This window comes from Pseudomonas urethralis (assembly GCF_021602465.1).
Taxonomy (GTDB): domain Bacteria; phylum Pseudomonadota; class Gammaproteobacteria; order Pseudomonadales; family Pseudomonadaceae; genus Aquipseudomonas; species Aquipseudomonas vlassakiae.
Window position 1 is genome coordinate 263,344 of record NZ_BQIJ01000005.1, and the last position, 20,037, is coordinate 283,380.

The window sequence follows — 20,037 nt, forward strand, 5'->3', positions numbered from 1 at the left end:
GCAACAGAGAGCCAAGCCATGTCTGCCACCCTTACACTCAAGATACTCGTTGCCAGACAGTTCGCTGATCGCCCTACTCTGCATCAGGTACTCGACACCAATGCATTGAAGATCCTGCTCACGCATTGCCCGCAAATTGGAGACCTGGATTCGCTGGCCAGGCTCTTCCTCATCCGGGAATACCCTCCAACCACGCCTGTGAACCTGGCTGACCTGCTGCTCGAAAGCTTCATGAAGGGCGAACCACTGGCGCTTTCCGGTACTGATCAGCTGGCCCTGAGCACATCGGCTGATGCGCCCGGGAAATACCCCCTCGGCGCTGGCGTTGCCGAGTCGCTGAACGCGGATCTGAGCATATTGCTCAACGGCCTCATCCAGACGTTCGAAGACGCTCAGGTTTCATTCTGGAATGCCATGGCGAGCGGACTTGATGTCTCTCGGCTGCGGTGGATGGAGCAAGTACTGAAAATCGCCTTGATGGTCTGCATCGAGGAACAAGGGCTGGAGGCCCACGAGAAAAAAAGCCTGTATGCCGCAGTGGATAACGGCTTGGTGCGGAGCCAGGCGTACGCGTTACGGGTCAACTTGCTGCATGAGGGGCTGGGTACCGAGCTGAAGCTGGCAGATTGGCTGCTGATCGATAACTCCAGCACCGTGGCGACCTACCTTTGGTGTAAGCCCTGCGGAATTGTTCATGGCTTCAAGAGTGAAGAAGAGCTGGGACGCGCATTGCAGGCAGCGATGGCTGACCATCATGACTTCGATGAACTGACCTGGTCGCACCATCCGCTGTCGGTCGACCCGTTCGAATTCCAGGCGCTGCAATTGCTCACTGGCAACATCGAAGATGTCGAAAGACTGGAACTCGGTTCATTTGAACGGGCAGAGCAACTGCAAGAGCAGTTGCATCACTTCAGCGACCCTGCCAGACATTTTTCCGATTTGGTCCCGATTGACGAACAGAGGGGAGAGAGCCTCATGCCGGGTTGGGTGAGGCAAGCCTCGCACCAGCATCAATATGATTACGGTCGACTACTGACGGAATGGGTCGTCGCTCAGACAAACAGCCACTATCTGCTTGGCAGCCCCCACGTCGAAAGCCTCGAGCAATATGCCATACGCCGCCTGCGTGAACAGATGCACGTCGATCTACCGCAACAAGCCGCCATCGACCCCAATCTGCTGATGATCACGGTTGAGAGCAATGAGACCACCGTGCCCCTTGAAGATGCGTTTTCCGATGCTCCGATCCTACCGGCAACGCCTGCCATCTCGACGCGTGATACCAGCCTTGCGCAACTGGCGATCTTCAGGCTTGACGTCGACAAAGGCGAGCTCACGACGCAAGTGCACGACCGTGGAAGCGACCAGCCGTTGCCTGACGGGCTCACGCTTGCGTACCTGGACAGCCTGATCGAGAAAGTGGATATCGGCGGGAATTATCCACGCTATCTGAAGCAACAACTTGATCTCGCAGCCACTCATCCGGGCTGGCTTCAGGGCTGCGCCCGAGCCTGGCGCAAGAGCCTGTTACTCAATGCATTCAAGGGCGTTACAACGAGCCAGTTGAGCGCAGCTGCATTCAACACTATCGCTAGCTTCTGTAACGCCCCCGAGGCGCAGGGCCATCAGATCAGCATTGCACCGCTTGCCTTTCAAACTGGGCCGGAACCGAACAACCAGGATGTCGTTGCCGGCATGTTTGTGCTGCAACTTCCTTCACTGGGTCGCTGGCTCCTTTACCGCCCCTGGCAGCAAGACGACGCCTTGCTCGAATTCGACGCTTTCAGGGGCATTCTGGAAAAGCTCATCCAGGATGAGAAACTGCAGACGAACATTCTGAGCTGGATGGATGAAGATGCCAGCACGCTTCATACGATCAAGGGTCTGGCCCATCCCCACTTGAAATCGTTCCTCGAATCGGCCCTGGACTTCCTGAACCCCGAACGCATCCTGCTGATTGACCTCCAACCCCAGCCACAGATGATATTCGCACCGTTCCAAGGTGAGTTGGATCATCATCTGTATCAGTCATGGATCCTGTACCTCTCCAGGCTGTCCATGGCCCAGTCGCCTTCCAATGCCAAGCTCCGCCTGGAAGAGTGGCGGCTGATCGCATGGGCGGTATTTGATGTGACATCAATGTTCGCCTATGGATGGGTAGGCGATATGGTCGTATTGATCAATGCCCTGCGCACCCTCGATGGAGATCTTCCAGCCCTCACAGAAGGTAACGATACGCAGAAAGCGGGCGCTTTCGTTGACCTCTTGTACAACACCATCATGGTGTCGATGCACAGTGCAGGCAAATTGCATGAGACCCCTGCTGCCAAGGGAATTACCTTCACGGACAACGTCAGCCTTGTGCGAAACAAGAGGGCTATATTCAACGAGCTCACGCCCGGTGCAGAGCTTGGCAGCACAACCTCGGAAACCAGCTTGCCAGCCGATGAGCCGCATGGGCAAGCCGAGGCCTTGCAGGTCAGGATCAACCAGCATGAACAAAAACTGAAAAGCATTGAGGACGCCATCGAACGACGCGAGAAGGCATTGCCGCCGGACCATGGTGATGCCACACCACTGCACCCGGAACCTGACGCTCTTGCCCCCCACGTCTTTCTGCAGGTGAAAAAACTGGCTCAGTTGGTAGCTGCCCTCAAGCAGGGTACCCAGGGCAGGATGCGGGCGAGCAGATATTTCGCCGTAAACCTGAAAAAGCTCGGGTACTACCGGGCTCAGTTGAATGGCGCCAATGAGAGCTACTTAAACCTCACGCGAGGTCGGTTGACAGAAATCCATGCCCCAGACGGGCCTGGCGCATCCGTTGAGGACTACGCGCATTATCAGTCAGCACTCAAGAACAACATCAAACTCCGGCTCAAGTTACTGGAGTCGCTAGCGTTGTTTGAAGACGACCCGCTTGCCCACCCAGCCAAGTCCACACCCAAACAGCGATTGTTCGAGCAAGGCATGACCGAACTCACGGTACTCGGCGATGTAAATGAAGAGCTTGAGCAGTTGTCGATACTGCCTCCTATCACGATCCGTGATGTACCCGAACGGCCGCTTTCGTCCCGATTCGACGAGGTGCTGGCCACGCAGAAGGCCATCGAGTCATCACCTGAGTCATTCAGCGAAGTGGAGAGGGCCGAGAAGCTCGGCGAAGCGCTGGATACGTTCACCGCCTCCATCGCCAGGGTCGAATATGCCATGAAGGACCCCGACCCTTGGCTGGACAGCAAAGGGCTCGGTGAACTCCTGAATTACCTGAAAAAGCTCAAGCGCCTTACCCTGACGCAGCTCGACCAAGCGACACGTGTGCAACCGTCCAACGACACCGGTACAACGAAACCGCCGAGTGCCAACACGGCACCTGCAGAACAGGGAAAAGCCACGCCTGCCCCAGCGTTTCTTGGCAAAGCAAGAATAAAGCACATAAACCAGATGCTGATGAATGCCGATCAGGCGTTCAGTAAATACGCCAAAGACTACGGCAGCCAACCCAGTACATTGGCCAATTTGATGGATGACTATATCGAAGGGCTCAAGCGCGCGGCCGGCGATGTTGCGGCCGCTGCCTCGCCACCCGAAGGGCTCGAGCGGAAACTGAAGATGGCGATCATTCAACTGCAGGAACGATCACTCGCGCTACAGATCGAGGCTCGAATGAAAAGTGCTCACCCCGATGTCGAGTCACTGCGTTACTTGTTGGCACACGACAAGGTGTATCTACGGGCGGGCACCACCAACAAGCGCCTGCAGCGCGCAGACGACTTTCTTGACGTCTATACGATTCATCAACGGTCAAACGGCAACAAACTGCCGTGGGAAGCGCATTTTCATTATGGGCGGGACGTCAAGGACCCACTGGACTTCAGCGCCGGTCACCTGAAGTCAGGAAATTCCCCCAGCTACCGAATGATGAATGCACGAGCCATTGGCGCAAGCCAGCGGGTTGATGTGAGCCGCGCCGTCCTGAAGAGAGCCACGGCCAAGCAACTGATACCCTTCCCCACACAGCGCACGCTGGCTTGAGTGCCACCGAACACCGCCATGAAAGGCCCGCAGGGCCGGCGTGTAGCGGCTAAGCCCCTCCAACAAAGCTATCAGCCTTGTTGGAGCGGGCTTATCCGTGAAGGGTGCTATACCGCTGTCAGAGCAGAGAGCCAGTGCTGGCCGGAGCCGAAGCCGGGTTGCTGGCCGGGGCCGCAGCTGGCGCCGGCGCTGCGGTAGCAGCCGGAGCGGCGCTGGCCGCTGGTGCTGCTGGCTTGGCGGCTGCCGGTTTGGCCGATGCCTTCTTCACCGCCGGCTTCTTCGCTGCGGCAGGCTTGGCTGCAACGGGCTTGGCAGTCGGTTTTGCCGCTGGCTTGGCCGCTGCGGTCTTGGCTGCGGGTTTGGCCGCTGCCGGTTTAGCCGCAGTCTTGGTAGCCGGCTTGGCAGCCGCCGTTTTTGCTGCGGACTTGGCCAATGGTTTGGCCGCTGCCTTGCTCGCTGCCGGTTTGGCGGCTGCAGAGCGGGAGGAGACCGGGGTGACCGAGGCACCGGTCAGTTTCTCGATCTGCTTGGTCAGGCTGTCGACCTGCTGATGCAGAGCCTTGATCTCGTTGCGGCTCGGTACGCCGAGACGGGAGATGGCACTGTTCAGGCGCTTGTCGAAGGCCTCTTCGAGTTCGCTCCACTTGCCCAGTGCGCGGTCTTTCACGCCAGACACACGCGAAGTGGTCGAGGACTTGGCGGTTTCAGCGACGTCTTCAGCGGTCTTCTTCGCTTGCTTTTCAGCCTTCTCGCCATCCTTCACCAGCGAGTCGAACAGCTTCGGGCCGTCCTGGTCGATCTTCGAATAGATCCCCAGCCCTGCCAGCCAGATCTTGCGGGAGTACTTCTCGACCCCGCCGATCCAGGAGCTGCCTTCTTTGTCGGAATTCTTCTTGCCAGCCATCCTGCTCTCCTTATGGTTTGTGCGCGACGCGCTCGAGCAGCTCATGCAGCTGTTCAAGCTTGATGGACAACGCCTCAACGTCATGTTTAGACGGAATGCCAAGGCGATTCAAGGCGCGGCCTACCCGTGCGTCGAAAGCTTTTTCGATCTTGTCGAGTTGAACTTCGACTTTGCCCCGTACGCGGCTGACTTCCTCGGTGGCCTCGTCGAGCTGGTGGTTGGCGGCATCGAGCTGTTTGTCGATGCGTTTCTTGCCACGTTTTTCGACGCCTTCACCGGCCTTGACCAGTTCCTTGAAGTAGTCGGAGCCTTCCTGGCCGACGCGGGCGTAGGCGCCGATACCGGCTAGCCAGATCTTGCGTGCGTAACCCCGCACTTCACCCAACGTGCCCAGGGCTTCGTCTTTTTTCTTCACAATCACTTTGGCCATGCTGTGTACCTCATGTTCATGAGTGGAGGAAAAACCGCCCATGGAGGTTGGGCTTGAGCACAAGGTAGGGAGAAAAATTAGAAACCTCACCCTAAGCTGCACGGCGTACCCATACATCTACCGCAGCAGCGAACGCCGTATCGCCTAGCCTGCCGGGCCCACCTCACTGGAGCCCGATGCCATGACCGATTCCACCCCCATAGCCACTTTCAGACAACAGGTAGCAAGCTGCTTCGGCAAGCGCCCGGGCCTGCGCGAGGTATTGTCCCTGCAGGGCTTCAATGCCCTTGTCGACCGCTACCCGTATATCCGCAGCAATCACCCGCAGCTGGCATCGCTTGATGATTTCCACATACTCCCAGCCCCAGCCGGCCAAGACGAACCCGCCCGGCAACCCTTGCTGCTGGATGCATTGCTGGAACACTTCCGTACCGGCAAACACCTGCAGTTGAATGACTCGGACGCGTTGAGCATCAGTCCGCCGCAGGTCTTCCTCGCCCAGGCACAGGGTGCCGACAGCATTGCCCAGCCCGGGATCACCTTGGACATGTACAAGGTGTCCAGCGATCTCGATGCTCTTCTGGATACCCTGACAGAGGCGTTTCAACAGGCTCAGATCAGTTACTGGAGCGGCTCGGACCCGCTTTCGGGGGTATCCCGCCTGCATTGGCTTGAGCTGCTGATCAAGGCTGCAATGCTCGGCAATGTGCAGCGCCAAGGCCTCGATGCAGATGCGAAAGCCACGCTGTACGCCATGCTCGATGGCACTCGAACCGGCATCACGATCAGCGCCATGCGGCTCGCGTTCGGCGTTGGGCGGCAGACCTTCGAACGGCCAGTGCCAGACCTGCTGCTGAGCACGGCACACGGTGCTCGCCAACTGCTGTGGTGCAAACCCTGCGGCACCATTCGGAGCTACCCGGACGAGGCAGCATTCTCGGCCGCCTTACAGGACGAAATGGCTGAACGTTATCACTTCGACCGCCTGACCTGGTCGCGTACCGCGCTGGAAGGCGACCCGTTTGCCTACCAGGCCAGGCAAATGCTCAATGTGGTCCTCGACGATATTCGTCGCCTGAACCTTGCCCACCTGCAGACACTCGGTGAAATGGAAGATGCCTATGCGCGTGTCAGCGACCCATCACTGCACTTTCTGCAGCAGGCCAATCTGGTCGAACGCCTGCCAGCCCTCCAGCTGCCGGACTGGCTCGCCGACGCTAGCGCCGCAGACCGCTTCGAATACCACGCCGCACTGCTTGATCTCGCCGCCCGTCAAGGCCACAGCGAGGGGGCGACCTCGCTTGACGATATCGAGACCATCGAGCGCTATGCCAACCGCCGGCTACGCGAACAGATTCAGGCTACCTATCCTGACAACACCGCCTACGATCCCGACACGGTGCTGATCAGCGTAGCCCAACAGATCCCGAACTCACCTGGCCAAAACCCGCAATACCTGTTCCTACGCCACGAGAGCCTGACCAGCCTGGCCGTCGCCCGCTTGCCAGTGAACCAAGTCATGACCCGGGTCAGCGCCCCGGCTGACAGCTGGTTGAGCATCGATCAGGTACACAAGTTGATTCACCAGGTGGATATCGGTGGCTCATACCCAGGCTTTCTGCGGGAGCAGGTCCAGGTACAGCCGCGCAGGGCGCAACGGATCAGGCAGTACGCCTGGGAATGGCGTTCCGGGCTGCGCTTCAGCGTGCTCAGGGCCAGTATCAGCGGGCAGCTCAGCGAAAATGCACGGCGGGCACTATTGAATTTCTGCACAGGGGTTGGCGATAACCTCGAACAGCCGCGTATCGCCCCATTGGCCTTTCGCTGCGCGCCCGGCGCCTCGGCAAGCGATCGGGCGCATGGCATGTTCGTCATCGAACTGCCGGGCCTGCACAGCTGGATCCTGTACCGACCGTTCTACGCCGACCAGACGCTGCAGGAATTCACCAGCCTGGCGTCGCTGATGGTTGCTATCCGCAAAGAAGGCGAGCTGCAGAGCAGTGTCCTGCACTGGCTGAAGGACGAAGCACGCGAGGTGTATGAAAACGATGGCTTCAACTTCCCCCACCTGCACCCCAAGCTGTCTAGCCTGGCGCACCTGTTCGGCGTCGACTCGGCGCTGACAGCCACCGCCCTGGACAACCTCAGGCGGCCGGTGGATGCCTCATTCGAGGCCTGGACAGAAAACCTCGACAGCCACCTGCTTGACGCCAGGGTCGAAGCCATCCTGCATGTCGCATCCACCCGCAGCGTGTCCAACGCGCAGGAGCGATGGGCACTGGCGAAAGAGGCTGCATGGGCGGTGTTCAATAGCGCAACGGTATTCTGGTCCGGGCTGTTGGCCAACGTGGCGTGGCTGTTTGCAGCGCTGTCGGCAGCCAAGGACGACCTGGAAATACTGGCTGACGGCGGTCGCGATGAGCGGATCGCGGCAGCCACCGACCTGCTGAGCAACCTGGCGATGTTGCTGGCCCACCGCGTGGCGCATGCCACATCCGCATCTGAAACACCTGTGACAGTGCGCTTCAGCGAACCTGCCGAGCGCAACACAGCAGCGGCGCAAACGGCCGAACCGATAAAGGAGCAACCGTGGGCCGAGCCCGTGGCAGAGGCAAAACCAAAGCCCATCAGAATAGACAGCTGGAGTGCCAATCAACGCCTGGCCAACCTGACACCGGACGGGCTCCAGGCGCTGCGCAAGCTGCAGGCCACGCAGTCACTGCAGGGCCATACGCCACTGACCGCGGGGCAACTGCGCGGCCTGTACCAGGTGGACCACCGGTACTACGTGAAACTTGCCGACATCGCCTTCGAAGTGCAACAGACCTGGGGCGGGGTACATATCATCGGCCCGGACGAAAGCCGCAGCGAATGGGTTGCGCAATGGGGTGGTGCCGATGATGGCTACCACATCGTCGGACGTGAACGCAGCCGAGGCCCGTGGTTGACCCGCTGGAATGAAGAATGGGTTATCGAGGTGAGCGGCGCAGGCGGCATGCCCAATAGCCAGCAGCTTCGATCGCAAAACCGCCAGGCCTACGAGCAACTGCGTGAGACCACCCTGAGCAACCAGACGAAACTGGCCAAACTGGAACCGCTCATGGAGAAAAGCAGAGAAAAACTACAGGCCTATGATGACAAGGCAGCCGCGTTCAACAAGGCTTACCAAGCCCTGCCCGAAGCCCAGCGCAGCGCGTTGCCGGAACCCTTGCAAGTGCAACGCCAGCAGTTACTGATGATGCGCAAGCAGCATCAGCTCGATCTGAAAGCCGTGAGCCTGTTCCTCGAGAAACAGGCCGAACTGCTCACGGGAAATGTCAGTGCATTTCGGCAGATGCTTGAACCCCGCTTCCTCAGGTATGACCGCGCCAACCTCATCGAACGCCGGCTTGGCGACTGGACCGAGACCGCAATCGACAATGACATGCTGCTGCTTCGTCGCTTGCTGGAGCTGCCGGATCATGAGGATCTGCGGCAACTGTCCAAGGGCCTGCGAAAGTACCCGACAGGTGAGGAGCAAATGACCCGATACGTTGAAATGCGCGATGCGACACGGGACGCGCTCGACGTCGCGCGCCGCATCCTGGTGGTCAGCGAGCGGCTCGATGAGGCGCTACCCATAGCACTCGACGACCATCGGGTCCGTTATCAGAACAAGAGCGCCAAAATCGAGCAGGCCATCAAGCTACGCCCTTATTCGACATTGATCGTGCGGGCGCAGACCCTGAGCGACATGGCCTACCTGACACTCGACAAACAACTGCTGACGCCTCAGAGCGCCGCCGAACTGCTGCCATTGCAGGATGCGCTCAGTGCCCCCCGTTTGTCCTCGATGCTCTGGAGCCATGACGGCCTGGCCGCAGCCAACCTCCCCGTCCAGCAGCAAGTCGAAATACTCAGCGACGCGTTGCGCGAATATCAGGCAACACTGGGCAAGGCGCACTACCTGCAGTCGTTTGACGACCCGGCCATCGACGCGACCATGCTGCAACGCTACGTCGAACAGCTCAACACCCTGGTGAGCCTGACCGAAGCCGAACTGAACACGACCCTGACCGCCATCGAGTCCAGCGTTACGCCTGCGGCCCGGCGCATCACCCATCGGGTCAGACCGGGCAGGCGAACAGTGATTCGCACGTCTCGCGGCCGTTCAGTACTGGTAGAGCCAGCCAGTGAAGGCAACCAGGCATTCCAGCACAACCCGCTCACCGAGCAACCGGCAGGTAAGTACGAGCAACGTGACGGTAAATGGTTCGAAGTCGCCAGCCAGGAGCGATCTGCCCCGCAGGACACGGCGCAACTGCGGCATCGCGCAGCCAGCCTGCTGGCGCAGAAGGACAACCGGATGGCGATTGCCGCTCGCTACACCGACGAGCCGAACAGCCTGACCGACCTCATGGACTGGCAGATCGACGACATGCTGGAGGTGGCCAAGCAACTGGAGGCCGCCAACGACCCGAAAGCCAAGGAACTCCCCGCCAGCCTTCGAGCCGCTGCCGAAGCGGTCAAAGCGCAAAAGAAACAGCAGCTCACGGACATCTATCTCAATTCGCGGCACCCCGACGCCAGGGCGCTGCGCTACCTGTTCCGCGAAAACCGCTTGAGCATCACCCATACCACGCTGCGCAAGGCGCTGAGCAAAGCCAATGATTACCTGGATGTGTATCAGATCCGCGATGTCCAGGCACCGGACAAGGTCCTCTGGGAAGCGCACTTCCATTACCGCAGCGCCGAAGTGCCAGCCCGCGAGTTCAGCAAGGGTCACCTGAAATTCTACGAACCGCGCGGCAAAGCGCGTGAGGCCAGGCTGGAAGAAGCCGCAAGCGCCGCCGAACGGCTGCAGATCTACCGCAGTGACCTGCGCCTGGAGCAAGTGGAGGGCATCATTCCGTTCCCCGATGCGTGAAAGCGCTGGCGTCAGGCCAGGGCCTTGTCCAGGGCGCGCTCGATCTCGCCCTTGATGGTACCGCTCATCATCGACAGCATCATGCCCAGCTTCAGGTCGACGCGGATGCTGTCTTCACCGATGTGCACGCTACCGCTGGCGCCACTGCGCGCCACGTCGACCCGGTCACCGTTCCAGGTGGCCTTGAGGTCGTATTCGCGGCTGAGCCTGTCAACCAGCGCTTCGGCCTTGGCGCGGGCGGCATCGCGGCCGAGGGAGTGTTTGCGTTCGACGCTGATCTGGGTCATGCGGATGTTCCTGGGAATGTAGACATAATCTGCATTATGCCCGCCCCTGCCACCCGGCACACCCCGCCAAGACAAATCCGCCCGTTCGCCCTAGAATGGGCGGTAATTTTTTCCGGTGAAGCGATATGAACGACCAGCGCAAAGGCGAACACGCCGAACCCACCACCCATTTCGGCTACCAGGACGTCCCCGAAAGCCTGAAGGCGAAGAAAGTCGCCGAAGTGTTCCACTCGGTGGCCGCCAAGTACGACCTGATGAACGACGTGCTCTCCGGCGGCATGCACCGCCTGTGGAAGCGCTTTACCATCGAGTTGTCCGGCGTGCGCGCCGGCAACCGCGTGCTGGACATCGCTGGCGGTACCGGCGACCTGGCCGCCAAGTTCTCGCGCCTGGTCGGCCCGACCGGCCAGGTGGTGCTCGCCGATATCAACGAATCGATGCTCAAGGTCGGCCGTGACCGCCTGCTCGACCGTGGTGTGGCCGGCAACATCGAGTTCGTCCAGGCCGATGCCGAGAAGCTGCCGTTCCCCGACAACCACTTCGACTGCGTGACCATCGCCTTCGGCCTGCGCAACGTCACCCACAAGGACCAGGCCATCCGTTCGATGCTGCGCGTGCTCAAGCCGGGCGGGCGCCTGCTGGTGCTGGAGTTCTCCAAGCCGACCAACAAGCTGATGTCCAAGGCTTACGACGCCTATTCGTTCGCCTTCATGCCGTTGGCCGGCAAGCTGATCACCAATGACTCGGAAAGCTACCGTTACCTCGCCGAGTCGATCCGCATGCACCCCGACCAGGAAACCCTCAAGAGCATGATGGTGGAGGCCGGTTTCGACCGCGTCACCTACCACAACATGACCAGCGGCATCGTTGCCGTGCACCGGGGAATCAAGCCCTGATGCTGCTGGCCGGGCTGCTTGCCAGTGTCGAACATGGCCTGAACCGTGTCCTGCGCATGGACAGCACGGCCTTGCCGCGGCTGGCCGCGCTCGGAGGCAAGGTCATCGAGATCGACTGCCGCCAGCCGGCCCTGCAGGTGTTCATCCTGCCCGATGAAGAAGGCCTGATGCTCGCTGCCCATTGGGAGGGCGAGGTCGACTGCAGCCTGCGCGCCCCGGCCGGCAGCCTGGTGCAACTGGCCGTTGCCCGGGACAAGACCGCCGTGCTGCACAGCCCGCAGGTCGAACTGCATGGCGACAGTGCCGTGCTGCTCGACCTGTTCGGCGTGCTGCAGGACCTGGAACTGGACTGGGAACACGAGCTGCAGCGCTGGCTCGGCCCGGTGGCCACGGCGATGCTGGCCGGGCATATCCGCCTGCGCGCACGCTGGACCCGCCAAGGCCTGGCACGATTCAGCCAGAACCTCTCCGAGTACCTGGCCGAAGAGTCCCGCACCCTGGTCGGCAAGCGCGAAGCTGAAGCCGCCTTCAGCGAACTCGATGCCCTTAAGCTCGACACAGAACGCCTGGAGGCACGCCTCAAGCGCCTCTCCCGATCCCTTGATACCAGCGAAAACGCATGAAGCTGCTCGCCGTCCGCCGTCTCTTTCGCATCCAGCGCGTGGTGATCCGCTACCGTCTCGATGACCTGCTGTTCGAACAACCCCTGCTGCCCTGGTGGCTGGCCAGCCTGCGCCTGCTGATGCCTTGGCGCTGGCTGCCGCGCAAGCCCTCTGCGCTCAGCCGCGGTGCGCGCTTGCGTCTGGCGCTGCAGGACCTGGGGCCGATCTTCATCAAGTTCGGCCAGTTGCTGTCCACCCGCCGCGACTTGCTGCCCACCGACATCGCCGACGAGTTGATGCTGTTGCAGGACCGCGTGCCGCCGTTCGACCCGAAAAAAGCCGTGGCGCTGATCGAAGAGCAGCTCGGCGCCAAGGTCGGCGAAGTGTTCAGCCGTTTCGACGTAGAGCCACTGGCCTCGGCCTCGGTCGCCCAGGTGCATGCCGCCCGCCTCAAGAGTGGCGAAGAGGTGGTGGTCAAGGTGGTGCGCCCTGGCCTGAAGCCGGTCATCGCCCAGGACATGGCCTGGCTGTTCCAGATCGCCAGGGCCGCCGAGCGCGCCTCGGCCGACGCCCGCCGCCTGCACCCGGTGGAAATCGTCGGCGACTACGAAAAGACCATCTACGACGAACTCGACCTGCTGCGCGAAGCGGCCAATGCCAGCCAGCTGCGGCGCAACTTCGAAGGTTCCGAGCTGATGTACGTGCCCCAGGTGTACTGGGACCTGTGCCGCCCCAAGGTGCTGGTGATGGAGCGCATCTACGGCGTGCCGGTGACCGACATGGCCACCCTGGCCGACCAGCGCACCGACATGAAGATGCTGGCCGAACGTGGCGTGGAAGTGTTCTTCACCCAGGTGTTCCGCGACAGCTTCTTCCATGCCGACATGCACCCCGGCAACATCTTCGTCAGCACAGTCAAACCATGGAGCCCGCAGTACATTGCCATTGACTGTGGCATCGTCGGCAGCCTGACCGCCGAAGACCAGGACTACCTCGCGCGCAACCTGATCGCTTTCTTCAAGCGCGACTATCGCCGCGTTGCCGAACTGCACATCGACTCGGGCTGGGTACCAGCGCATACCAAGGTCAATGAGTTCGAAGCGGCGATTCGCACCGTGTGCGAGCCGATCTTCGAAAAACCGTTAAAGGATATTTCCTTTGGCCAGGTGCTGATGCGGCTGTTCCAGACCGCCCGGCGCTTCAACATGGAAGTCCAGCCGCAGCTGGTGCTGCTGCAGAAGACCCTGCTCAATATCGAAGGCCTGGGCCGGCAGCTGTACCCCGACCTGGACCTGTGGAGCACCGCCAAGCCATTCCTGGAACGCTGGATGCGCGAACGCATGAGCCCCAAGGCGGTACTCGGCAACATTCATGGCCAGGTCGAGCAGCTACCGCACCTGGCTGGCATGGCCCGCGACCTGCTCGAACGCCTGTCGCAGCCGCACCTGGAAGACCCGCAGCTGCCGGAGCGTCGCCGCCAGGACCGCTGGGCGCTGCGCCTGCTCGGTGCCGGCCTGCTTGGCGGCGGTGCGGTGCTGGCCACCGGCGCCGCCGAGGCCGCCAGCCTGGCCGCACCTGGCGCCTGGCCGGCCTGGCTGATGCTGGCTGCCGGGCTTTACCTGATTGTGCGCCAATAGCCAGCCGCGCTGCTGGCTGGCACACTAGCGCAAAGGGCCCGGCACAGGAGCGGGCCCGCTTTGGAGTCGACGATGAAAGACTGGCTGGACGAGATCAAGTGGAACAGCGATGGCCTGGTACCGGCGATCGCCCAGGACCACAAGACCGGACGCGTGCTGATGATGGCCTGGATGAACCGCGAATCGCTGGCGCTGACCGCCGCCGAACAACGCGCCATCTACTGGTCGCGTTCCCGTGGCAAGCTGTGGCGCAAGGGCGAGGAGTCCGGCCATGTGCAGAAGTTGCATGAGATGCGCCTGGACTGCGATGCCGACGTGATCATCCTGATGGTCGAGCAACTGGGCCATATTGCCTGCCATACCGGCCGTGAAAGCTGCTTCTACCGCGTCTACCAGGACGGCCAGTGGAAAACCGTCGACCCGGTTCTGAAAGACCCGGATGCCATCTACAGCGCAGGACACTGACATGAGCGACACCCTCAATCGCCTGGCCGAAGTGCTCGAAGAGCGCAAACAAGCGGCTCCTGACAGCTCCTACGTGGCCAGCCTGTACCACAAGGGCCTGAACAAGATCCTCGAAAAGCTCGGCGAAGAGTCCGTCGAGACCATCATCGCAGCCAAAGACGCTGCCGTGAGCAAGGATTACAGTGATGTCATCTATGAAACCGCAGACTTGTGGTTCCATAGCCTGGTCATGCTCAGTGCGCTGGGCCAGCATCCGCAAGCCGTGCTAGATGAACTGGAGCGCCGTTTCGGGCTTTCCGGGCATGATGAAAAGGCCGCGCGTCAGCCTTCGGCCTGAGCCAATAGAATTCTAGGAGAGCACCATGGGTATTTTTGACTGGAAACACTGGATCGTCCTGCTGGTGGTCGTCGTCCTGGTCTTCGGCACCAAGAAGCTGAAGAACTTCGGCAGCGACCTTGGCGAGTCGATCAAGGGCTTCCGCAAGGCCATGAGCGATGAAGAGAACAAGCCGGCCGAGCAGACCCCACCGCCCGCCCAGCCCGTGCCGCCAGTGCAGGCGCCTCACCAGCAGAACAGCGCGCAGCCGCAGCCAGGCCACACCATCGAGGGCCAGGCCCAGCCGGTCCAAGAGCCGCAGCGGAAAGACTGACCCATGTTCGGCATCAGCTTCAGCGAGCTGCTGCTCGTCGGCCTGGTCGCCCTGCTGGTGCTCGGCCCCGAGCGCCTGCCTGGCGCCGCGCGTACTGCGGGGCTATGGATCGGGCGGCTGAAACGCAGCTTCAATGCGATCAAGATGGAGGTCGAGCGCGAAATCGGCGCCGACGACATCCGCCGCCAGCTGCATAACGAGCACATCCTGCAGATGGAAGAGGAAGCCAAGCGCATCCTCAACCCACTGACGCCACCCGCGCAACCGCCGGTAACCACGGCCAGCGTGCAGCCACCTGCCGGGCTCGAAGCCAGGCCGGTCGAGCCACCTGCAGCCCCGGCCACACCTTCTGAACCGCCTCAACCGCCGCGAGCCCCATGAGCGAAAATCCGGAACATGACCAGCCAATGCCGCTGGTTTCGCACCTGACCGAACTGCGCACCCGCCTGCTGCGCTGTGTGGCAGTCATCTTCCTGATCTTTGCCGGGCTGTTCTCCTTCGCCCAGCAGATCTACACCCTGGTCTCGGCGCCGCTGCGCGACCATTTGCCGGCCAATGCGACGATGATCGCCACCGACGTGGCCTCACCGTTCCTCACGCCGTTCAAGCTGACCATGATCGTCTCGCTGTTCCTGGCGATCCCGTTCATTCTGCAGCAGATCTGGGGCTTCATCGCCCCAGGCCTGTACCGCCATGAGAAGCGCATTGCCATTCCGTTGCTGGTGTCGAGCATCCTGCTGTTCTACGCCGGCATGGCTTTCGCCTATTTCCTGGTGTTTCCGCTGATGTTCAGCTTCTTCGCCAAAGCCACGCCGGAAGGCGTGGCGATGATGACCGACATCGCCGCCTACCTCGATTTCGTCATGACCTTGTTCTTCGCCTTCGGTGTCGCCTTCGAGATCCCGGTGGCCGTGGTGCTGCTGGTGTGGATCGGCGTGGTCGACGTGAAGTACCTGAAGAAGGTCCGCCCGTACGTGATCATCGGCTGCTTCGTGGTCGGCATGATCCTCACGCCGCCAGACATCTTCTCGCAGACACTGCTCGCGGTGCCGATGTGGCTGCTGTTCGAGATTGGCGTGCTCTGTGGCAGCCTGATCCGCAAACGCAGCCCCGACGACGACGCCAACAACGCCCCTGACGACCAGCCGCCAGCGACCCAGCCGTGAACCTGTTACTTCTTGAAGAGGCCGATTTCGTCTCGGCCGAGCGTGTCGTTCTCGCTGATCGGCGCTTTACCCACATGCAGGAAATCCACGGTGTCGCGGTGGGCGACACGCTGCGCGTGGGCCGCATCAACGGGCTGATGGGCAAGGCCACCGTGCTGCGCCTGGAGAAGCATGAAGCCGAGCTGGAGGTCGCCTTCGACCAACAGCCGCCGGCCAAACTGCCGCTGACCCTGGTGCTGGCCGTGCCGCGTCCGAAGATGCTGCGCCGGCTGTTCCAGACCGTGGCCACCCTGGGTGTGCCGCGGCTGATCCTGGTCAACAGTTACAAGGTTGAGAAAAGCTTCTGGCAAACGCCCTTCCTCAACCCTGAAACCATCCGCGAGAACCTGATTCTCGGCCTTGAGCAGGCCCGCGACACGGTGCTGCCCGAAGTGATCATCGAAAAGCGCTTCAAACCGTTCGTCGAAGACCGCCTGCCTGCCATCGCCGAAGGCACCCTCGGCTTGGTTGGCCACCCTGGCCCCTACCCGGCCTGCCCACGCGCGGTTGAAGGCCCGGTAACCCTGGCCATCGGCCCCGAAGGCGGCTGGATTCCTTACGAAATTGACCTGTTCGGCAAGGCTGGCCTGGCACCTGTGCAGCTGGGTGAGCGCATTCTTCGTGTGGAAACCGCGGTAACCGCCTTGCTCTCACGGATTTTCTGACAGACGGGTCAGCTTTTACCTATCAAGTTTCCCCGGCGCAAGCCGATGGCGTTGGCAACACTACAATAATCTGTGCTGCCACGTTGCCGGGGAGTCGAACATGTACCAATGGTTTTCCCAATCGCTCGGGAATGTAAGCGTCAATCGCAAATTGGGGCTGGGCTTTGGCCTGGTGCTGGTGTTGACCCTGGCCATCACCTTTACGGGTTGGCAGGGTTTGAACAGTGTCACCGAGCGTGGTGACAAACTGGGCAACATCTCGGTGATCCACCAGTACACCCAGGAGCTGCGCATCGCCCGCCAGCACTACCAGCGTGACCGCAGCGATGCGGCCATCGGCGAGCTGGAAAAGGCCCTGGGCAATCTCGAACGGCAGATCACCTTCATGCTCGGGCAGATCGAACAGCCCACCGACCGCCAGCGCCTGCAACAGCAGCAGGCCGCCGTAAACCAGTACCAGCAAGCCTTCAACGACCTCAAACAGGCCGGCCAGCGCCGCGAGGCCGCCCGCGGCGTGCTGGGTGACAGCGCCGACAAGGCCGTCGAACTGATCAACCGGGTGCAACAGCGCCTGCTGCAGAACGGCGACATCAGCCAGTACCAACAGGTCGTGGAAGTCAGTGCACTGGTGCAACAGGCGCGCTTCCAGGTACGTGGCTACACCTACAGCGGCAACGCTGACTTCCAGCAGACCGCGCTCAAGGCCATCGACGAGGCGCTGAGCGTGCTCAAGGCACTGCCGGCCAAGCTGCCGGCCGAACATGCCGCCAGCCTCGACGACTCGGCCAGCGCGCTGGCCGCTTACCGCGATGCGGTCACCCAGTTCGGCAATGCCCAGGACGCCAGTGAACAGGCGTTGCAGCGCATGGCTGAACAGGGCTCGCTGCTGCTGCAGACCAGCGAGGCCATGACCGTTTCGCAAACCGAAGTGCGTGATGCCGGCACTGCCCAGGCCAAAGTCATGCTCGGCGGTGCCACGGCCTTGGCCCTGGTACTGGGCCTGCTCGCGGCATGGGCCATTACCCGGCAGATCATCGTCCCCTTGCGCCAGACCCTGGCTGCCGCAGAGCGCGTGGCCAACGGCGACCTGCGCCAGGACCTGCATTCGACTCGCCGCGACGAACTCGGCCAGTTGCAAGCCAGCATGCAACGCATGACCCAGGGCCTGCGCGAGCTGATCGGCGGCATCGGCGATGGCGTGACGCAGATCGCCAGCGCCGCCGAAGAGCTGTCGGCGGTCACCGAGCAGACCAGCGCCGGGGTCAACAATCAGAAGGTCGAGACCGACCAGGTAGCGACTGCGATGAACGAGATGGCTGCCACCGTCCACGAAGTGGCGCGCAACGCCGAGCAAGCTTCGGAAGCGGCGGCCATGGCCGACCAGCAGGCACGCGAAGGCGATCGCGTGGTCAGCGAGGCGGTCGCGCAGATCGAGCGCCTGGCCAGCGAAGTGGTCAATTCCAGCGAAGCGATGAACCAGCTCAAGGCCGAAAGCGACAAGATCGGCAGCGTGCTTGATGTGATCAAGTCGGTGGCCCAACAGACCAACCTGCTGGCGCTCAATGCCGCCATCGAAGCGGCGCGTGCGGGTGAGGCCGGGCGCGGCTTTGCAGTGGTGGCCGACGAGGTGCGCAGCCTTGCCCAACGTACCCAGCAATCCACCGAGGAAATCGAAGAGCTGATCGCCGGCTTGCAAAACGGCACGCAGCGCGTGGCCAGTGTAATGGACGCCAGCCGTCAATTGACCGACAGCAGCGTCGAACTGACCCGCCGCGCCGGCAGTTCGCTGGAAACCATCACCCACACGGTGTCGTCGATCCAGGCCATGAACCAGCAGATCGCCACCGCCGCCGAGCAGCAGAGCGCCACCGCCGAAGAGATCAACCGCAGCGTGATGAATGTTCGCGATATCTCCGACCAGACCTCCGCAGCGAGTGAGGAGACCGCCAGCTCAAGCGTCGAACTGGCGCGCCTGGGCACCCATCTGCAAGGGTTGGTCGGGCGATTCAGGCTCTGAAGCTCTGCACTTGCGCTGAATTTTCCTACAGAACTTTCAGGTCAAGTCCTACAAGCCCTCCGCCGATTGGCAGGGGTGAGATGCCAGCACTACGCCAGCATCCCATCCCCACCAACTGGACGGAGACTTGCCATGTTCGGCTACCTCAATCACAGGCTCGGCAACATCAGTGTCGGCGCCAAGCTCGCCCTGGGCTTCGCCGTGGTCCTCGCGCTGACCATGGTCACCACGGTCAGCGGCTGGCGCGCACTGGACGGCGCCATCACCCGCTCGGAACAGCTCAGCGAAATCGGCAAGATCAATGATCTGGTCAAGGACCTGCGCGCCGAGCGCATCACCTACCGGGTGCTGGCGGACGACGCCAGCAAGGCGCAGATCGCCGGCATCCTGCAGCAGCTCGACGCCATGCTGACCACCCTGCAGCAGCGCAGCAGCGTCGATGAAACACGCCAGATGCTGACCCAGAAGCTGCAGCTGCTACAGCGCCTGCGCGATACCTTCTCCACGTTGCAACGCAGTGTCGACGAGCGCCGTGCAGTCCGCACGGCGATGCAGGCCCAGGAGCAGAAGCTCAATGAGGTGATCGACGAGCTGCAGACCCAGGCCCTGCTGAAGATGCCTGCCGATAGTCAGGGCGGCGTGCTGGGGCTGATGGATAACCTGAGCCGTCAGGTCGACACGGCCAATCAACAAAGCCTGGTGCCGGCCTACACCTTCTCGCCCCTCGAGGACTTCGCCAAGGTTGGCGATGTCGCCCTGAACGCCGCCGATACCAGCCTCGGCCAACTGCTCAAAGGCCTCGCGCCACTGGGGCTGCCACGCACGCTGACGGAACAGCCTGGCATCGAACTGGGCAAGTACCGCAGCAGCCTCGAGCAGTACCGCCAAACGGCGTTGCAGGTCGAGCAGTTGCAGAATGAAATGGAACAGATGGGCACCGAGCTCAGGGCCGTCAGCCTGGAGCTGAGCGACAGGAAGGTGGAGCAACGCGACAGCGAGGCCGTGGCTGCCCGCTCCTTGCTCACCAGTGTGGCGCTGCTGGCCCTGATCGTCGGCGTCATCGCCGGGTGGTTGATTACCCAGCAGATCACCCAACCGCTGCGCCAGACGCTGGCGTTGGCCGCGCGCATCGCCAAGGGCGACCTGAGCCAGCTCGAACCGGTGCAGCGCCGTGACGAAATGGGACAACTACAGACCCGCATGAGCGAGATGATCGCCAGCCTGCGCGAACTCATCGGTGGCATCGACCAGGGTATCGGACAGCTCTCCCAGGCGGCATCACAGCTGGCAGCGAGCAGTGAGGACACCAAGCTGCGCATCAACCAGCAGCGCGAGGAA

Annotated in this window: 15 protein-coding genes and 2 pseudogenes; 14 read left to right on the forward strand and 3 right to left on the reverse strand. The window is 61.7% G+C overall.

All coding sequences use genetic code 11. The features are described from left to right. The first annotated feature begins 18 nt into the window (after nt 1-18). Entirely contained in the window at nt 19-4,035 is a 4,017-nt protein-coding gene (locus tag L6D64_RS11010; protein ID WP_176508171.1) for a dermonecrotic toxin domain-containing protein, read from the forward strand. A gap of 118 nt (nt 4,036-4,153) precedes the next feature. Here L6D64_RS11010 and L6D64_RS11015 read toward each other — a convergent pair whose 3' ends face one another. Together L6D64_RS11015 and L6D64_RS11020 are read right to left on the reverse strand one after the other, a co-directional pair. Then, nucleotides 4,154-4,939 carry a phasin family protein gene (locus L6D64_RS11015; protein WP_176508170.1) on the reverse strand — a complete coding sequence of 262 codons (786 nt, stop codon included), beginning with the start codon at nt 4,937-4,939 and terminating at the stop codon, nt 4,154-4,156. A 10-nt stretch (nt 4,940-4,949) separates the two neighbouring features. Continuing rightward, nucleotides 4,950-5,369, reverse strand: a complete 420-nt coding sequence (locus L6D64_RS11020; protein WP_176508169.1) for a phasin family protein — start codon at nt 5,367-5,369, stop codon at nt 4,950-4,952. A gap of 181 nt (nt 5,370-5,550) precedes the next feature. On the opposite strand from L6D64_RS11020, the gene L6D64_RS11025 reads away from it, so the two are divergent. After that, a complete protein-coding gene (locus tag L6D64_RS11025) occupies nt 5,551-10,275 on the forward strand; it encodes a DUF6543 domain-containing protein (RefSeq protein ID WP_176508168.1) in 4,725 nt (1,574 codons plus the stop codon). A gap of 11 nt (nt 10,276-10,286) precedes the next feature. Here the strand turns inward: L6D64_RS11025 and L6D64_RS11030 are convergent, their stop codons facing one another. Next, nucleotides 10,287-10,562, reverse strand: a complete 276-nt coding sequence (locus L6D64_RS11030) for a polyhydroxyalkanoic acid system family protein (protein WP_176508167.1) — start codon at nt 10,560-10,562, stop codon at nt 10,287-10,289. Between the two features lie 125 nt (nt 10,563-10,687). Here L6D64_RS11030 and ubiE point away from each other — a divergent pair, with 125 nt between their 5' ends. From ubiE to L6D64_RS28495, 12 genes and pseudogenes are all read left to right on the forward strand, one after another. Then, the gene (ubiE, locus tag L6D64_RS11035; protein ID WP_176508166.1) at nt 10,688-11,458 is read left to right on the forward strand and encodes a bifunctional demethylmenaquinone methyltransferase/2-methoxy-6-polyprenyl-1,4-benzoquinol methylase UbiE; all 771 of its coding nucleotides are present in this window, start codon (nt 10,688-10,690) and stop codon (nt 11,456-11,458) included. After that, on the forward strand, nt 11,458-12,081 hold the full coding sequence (locus tag L6D64_RS11040; RefSeq protein ID WP_176508165.1) for a ubiquinone biosynthesis accessory factor UbiJ: 624 nt from the start codon (nt 11,458-11,460) through the stop codon (nt 12,079-12,081). The genes ubiE and L6D64_RS11040 overlap by 1 nt, the downstream gene beginning before the upstream one ends. Then, entirely contained in the window at nt 12,078-13,697 is a 1,620-nt protein-coding gene (gene ubiB, locus L6D64_RS11045) for a ubiquinone biosynthesis regulatory protein kinase UbiB (RefSeq protein WP_176508164.1), read from the forward strand. The genes L6D64_RS11040 and ubiB overlap by 4 nt, the downstream gene beginning before the upstream one ends. A 72-nt stretch (nt 13,698-13,769) precedes the next feature. Next, a complete protein-coding gene (gene hisI, locus L6D64_RS11050) occupies nt 13,770-14,162 on the forward strand; it encodes a phosphoribosyl-AMP cyclohydrolase (protein WP_176508163.1) in 393 nt (130 codons plus the stop codon). 1 nt (nt 14,163) lies between these two features. Continuing rightward, a complete protein-coding gene (locus tag L6D64_RS11055; protein WP_013974545.1) occupies nt 14,164-14,499 on the forward strand; it encodes a phosphoribosyl-ATP diphosphatase in 336 nt (111 codons plus the stop codon). A 25-nt stretch (nt 14,500-14,524) separates the two neighbouring features. After that, complete coding sequence (locus tag L6D64_RS11060; RefSeq protein WP_176508162.1) at nt 14,525-14,812, forward strand: twin-arginine translocase TatA/TatE family subunit; 288 nt, start codon at nt 14,525-14,527, stop codon at nt 14,810-14,812. A 3-nt stretch (nt 14,813-14,815) separates the two neighbouring features. Then, nucleotides 14,816-15,193 carry a Sec-independent protein translocase protein TatB gene (gene tatB, locus L6D64_RS11065; RefSeq protein WP_176508161.1) on the forward strand — a complete coding sequence of 126 codons (378 nt, stop codon included), beginning with the start codon at nt 14,816-14,818 and terminating at the stop codon, nt 15,191-15,193. Continuing rightward, complete coding sequence (gene tatC / locus L6D64_RS11070; protein WP_176508160.1) at nt 15,190-15,978, forward strand: twin-arginine translocase subunit TatC; 789 nt, start codon at nt 15,190-15,192, stop codon at nt 15,976-15,978. The genes tatB and tatC overlap by 4 nt, the downstream gene beginning before the upstream one ends. Next, nucleotides 15,975-16,682, forward strand: a complete 708-nt coding sequence (locus L6D64_RS11075; protein WP_176508159.1) for a 16S rRNA (uracil(1498)-N(3))-methyltransferase — start codon at nt 15,975-15,977, stop codon at nt 16,680-16,682. Before tatC ends, L6D64_RS11075 begins: the two co-directional genes overlap by 4 nt. A 100-nt stretch (nt 16,683-16,782) precedes the next feature. After that, nucleotides 16,783-17,844 (forward strand): annotated as a pseudogene (locus L6D64_RS28625) (methyl-accepting chemotaxis protein); the annotation flags it as partial. A gap of 141 nt (nt 17,845-17,985) precedes the next feature. Next, nucleotides 17,986-18,699 (forward strand): methyl-accepting chemotaxis protein, encoded by a 714-nt coding sequence (locus L6D64_RS28630; RefSeq protein WP_409519843.1) that lies wholly within the window; start codon nt 17,986-17,988, stop codon nt 18,697-18,699. A gap of 219 nt (nt 18,700-18,918) precedes the next feature. Then, nucleotides 18,919-19,869: pseudogene (locus L6D64_RS28495) on the forward strand (methyl-accepting chemotaxis protein); the annotation flags it as partial. Nucleotides 19,870-20,037 lie beyond the last annotated feature (168 nt).

What these genes read in the sequence shown, in the direction of transcription:
- L6D64_RS11010 (WP_176508171.1), top strand. Translation starts at nt 19, where the DNA reads ATGTCTGCCACCCTTACACTCAAGATACTCGTTGCCAGACAGTTCGCT.
- L6D64_RS11015 (WP_176508170.1), bottom strand. Translation starts at nt 4,939, where the DNA reads ATGGCTGGCAAGAAGAATTCCGACAAAGAAGGCAGCTCCTGGATCGGC.
- L6D64_RS11020 (WP_176508169.1), bottom strand. Translation starts at nt 5,369, where the DNA reads ATGGCCAAAGTGATTGTGAAGAAAAAAGACGAAGCCCTGGGCACGTTG.
- L6D64_RS11025 (WP_176508168.1), top strand. Translation starts at nt 5,551, where the DNA reads ATGACCGATTCCACCCCCATAGCCACTTTCAGACAACAGGTAGCAAGC.
- L6D64_RS11030 (WP_176508167.1), bottom strand. Translation starts at nt 10,562, where the DNA reads ATGACCCAGATCAGCGTCGAACGCAAACACTCCCTCGGCCGCGATGCC.
- ubiE (WP_176508166.1), top strand. Translation starts at nt 10,688, where the DNA reads ATGAACGACCAGCGCAAAGGCGAACACGCCGAACCCACCACCCATTTC.
- L6D64_RS11040 (WP_176508165.1), top strand. Translation starts at nt 11,458, where the DNA reads ATGCTGCTGGCCGGGCTGCTTGCCAGTGTCGAACATGGCCTGAACCGT.
- ubiB (WP_176508164.1), top strand. Translation starts at nt 12,078, where the DNA reads ATGAAGCTGCTCGCCGTCCGCCGTCTCTTTCGCATCCAGCGCGTGGTG.
- hisI (WP_176508163.1), top strand. Translation starts at nt 13,770, where the DNA reads ATGAAAGACTGGCTGGACGAGATCAAGTGGAACAGCGATGGCCTGGTA.
- L6D64_RS11055 (WP_013974545.1), top strand. Translation starts at nt 14,164, where the DNA reads ATGAGCGACACCCTCAATCGCCTGGCCGAAGTGCTCGAAGAGCGCAAA.
- L6D64_RS11060 (WP_176508162.1), top strand. Translation starts at nt 14,525, where the DNA reads ATGGGTATTTTTGACTGGAAACACTGGATCGTCCTGCTGGTGGTCGTC.
- tatB (WP_176508161.1), top strand. Translation starts at nt 14,816, where the DNA reads ATGTTCGGCATCAGCTTCAGCGAGCTGCTGCTCGTCGGCCTGGTCGCC.
- tatC (WP_176508160.1), top strand. Translation starts at nt 15,190, where the DNA reads ATGAGCGAAAATCCGGAACATGACCAGCCAATGCCGCTGGTTTCGCAC.
- L6D64_RS28630 (WP_409519843.1), top strand. Translation starts at nt 17,986, where the DNA reads ATGAACGAGATGGCTGCCACCGTCCACGAAGTGGCGCGCAACGCCGAG.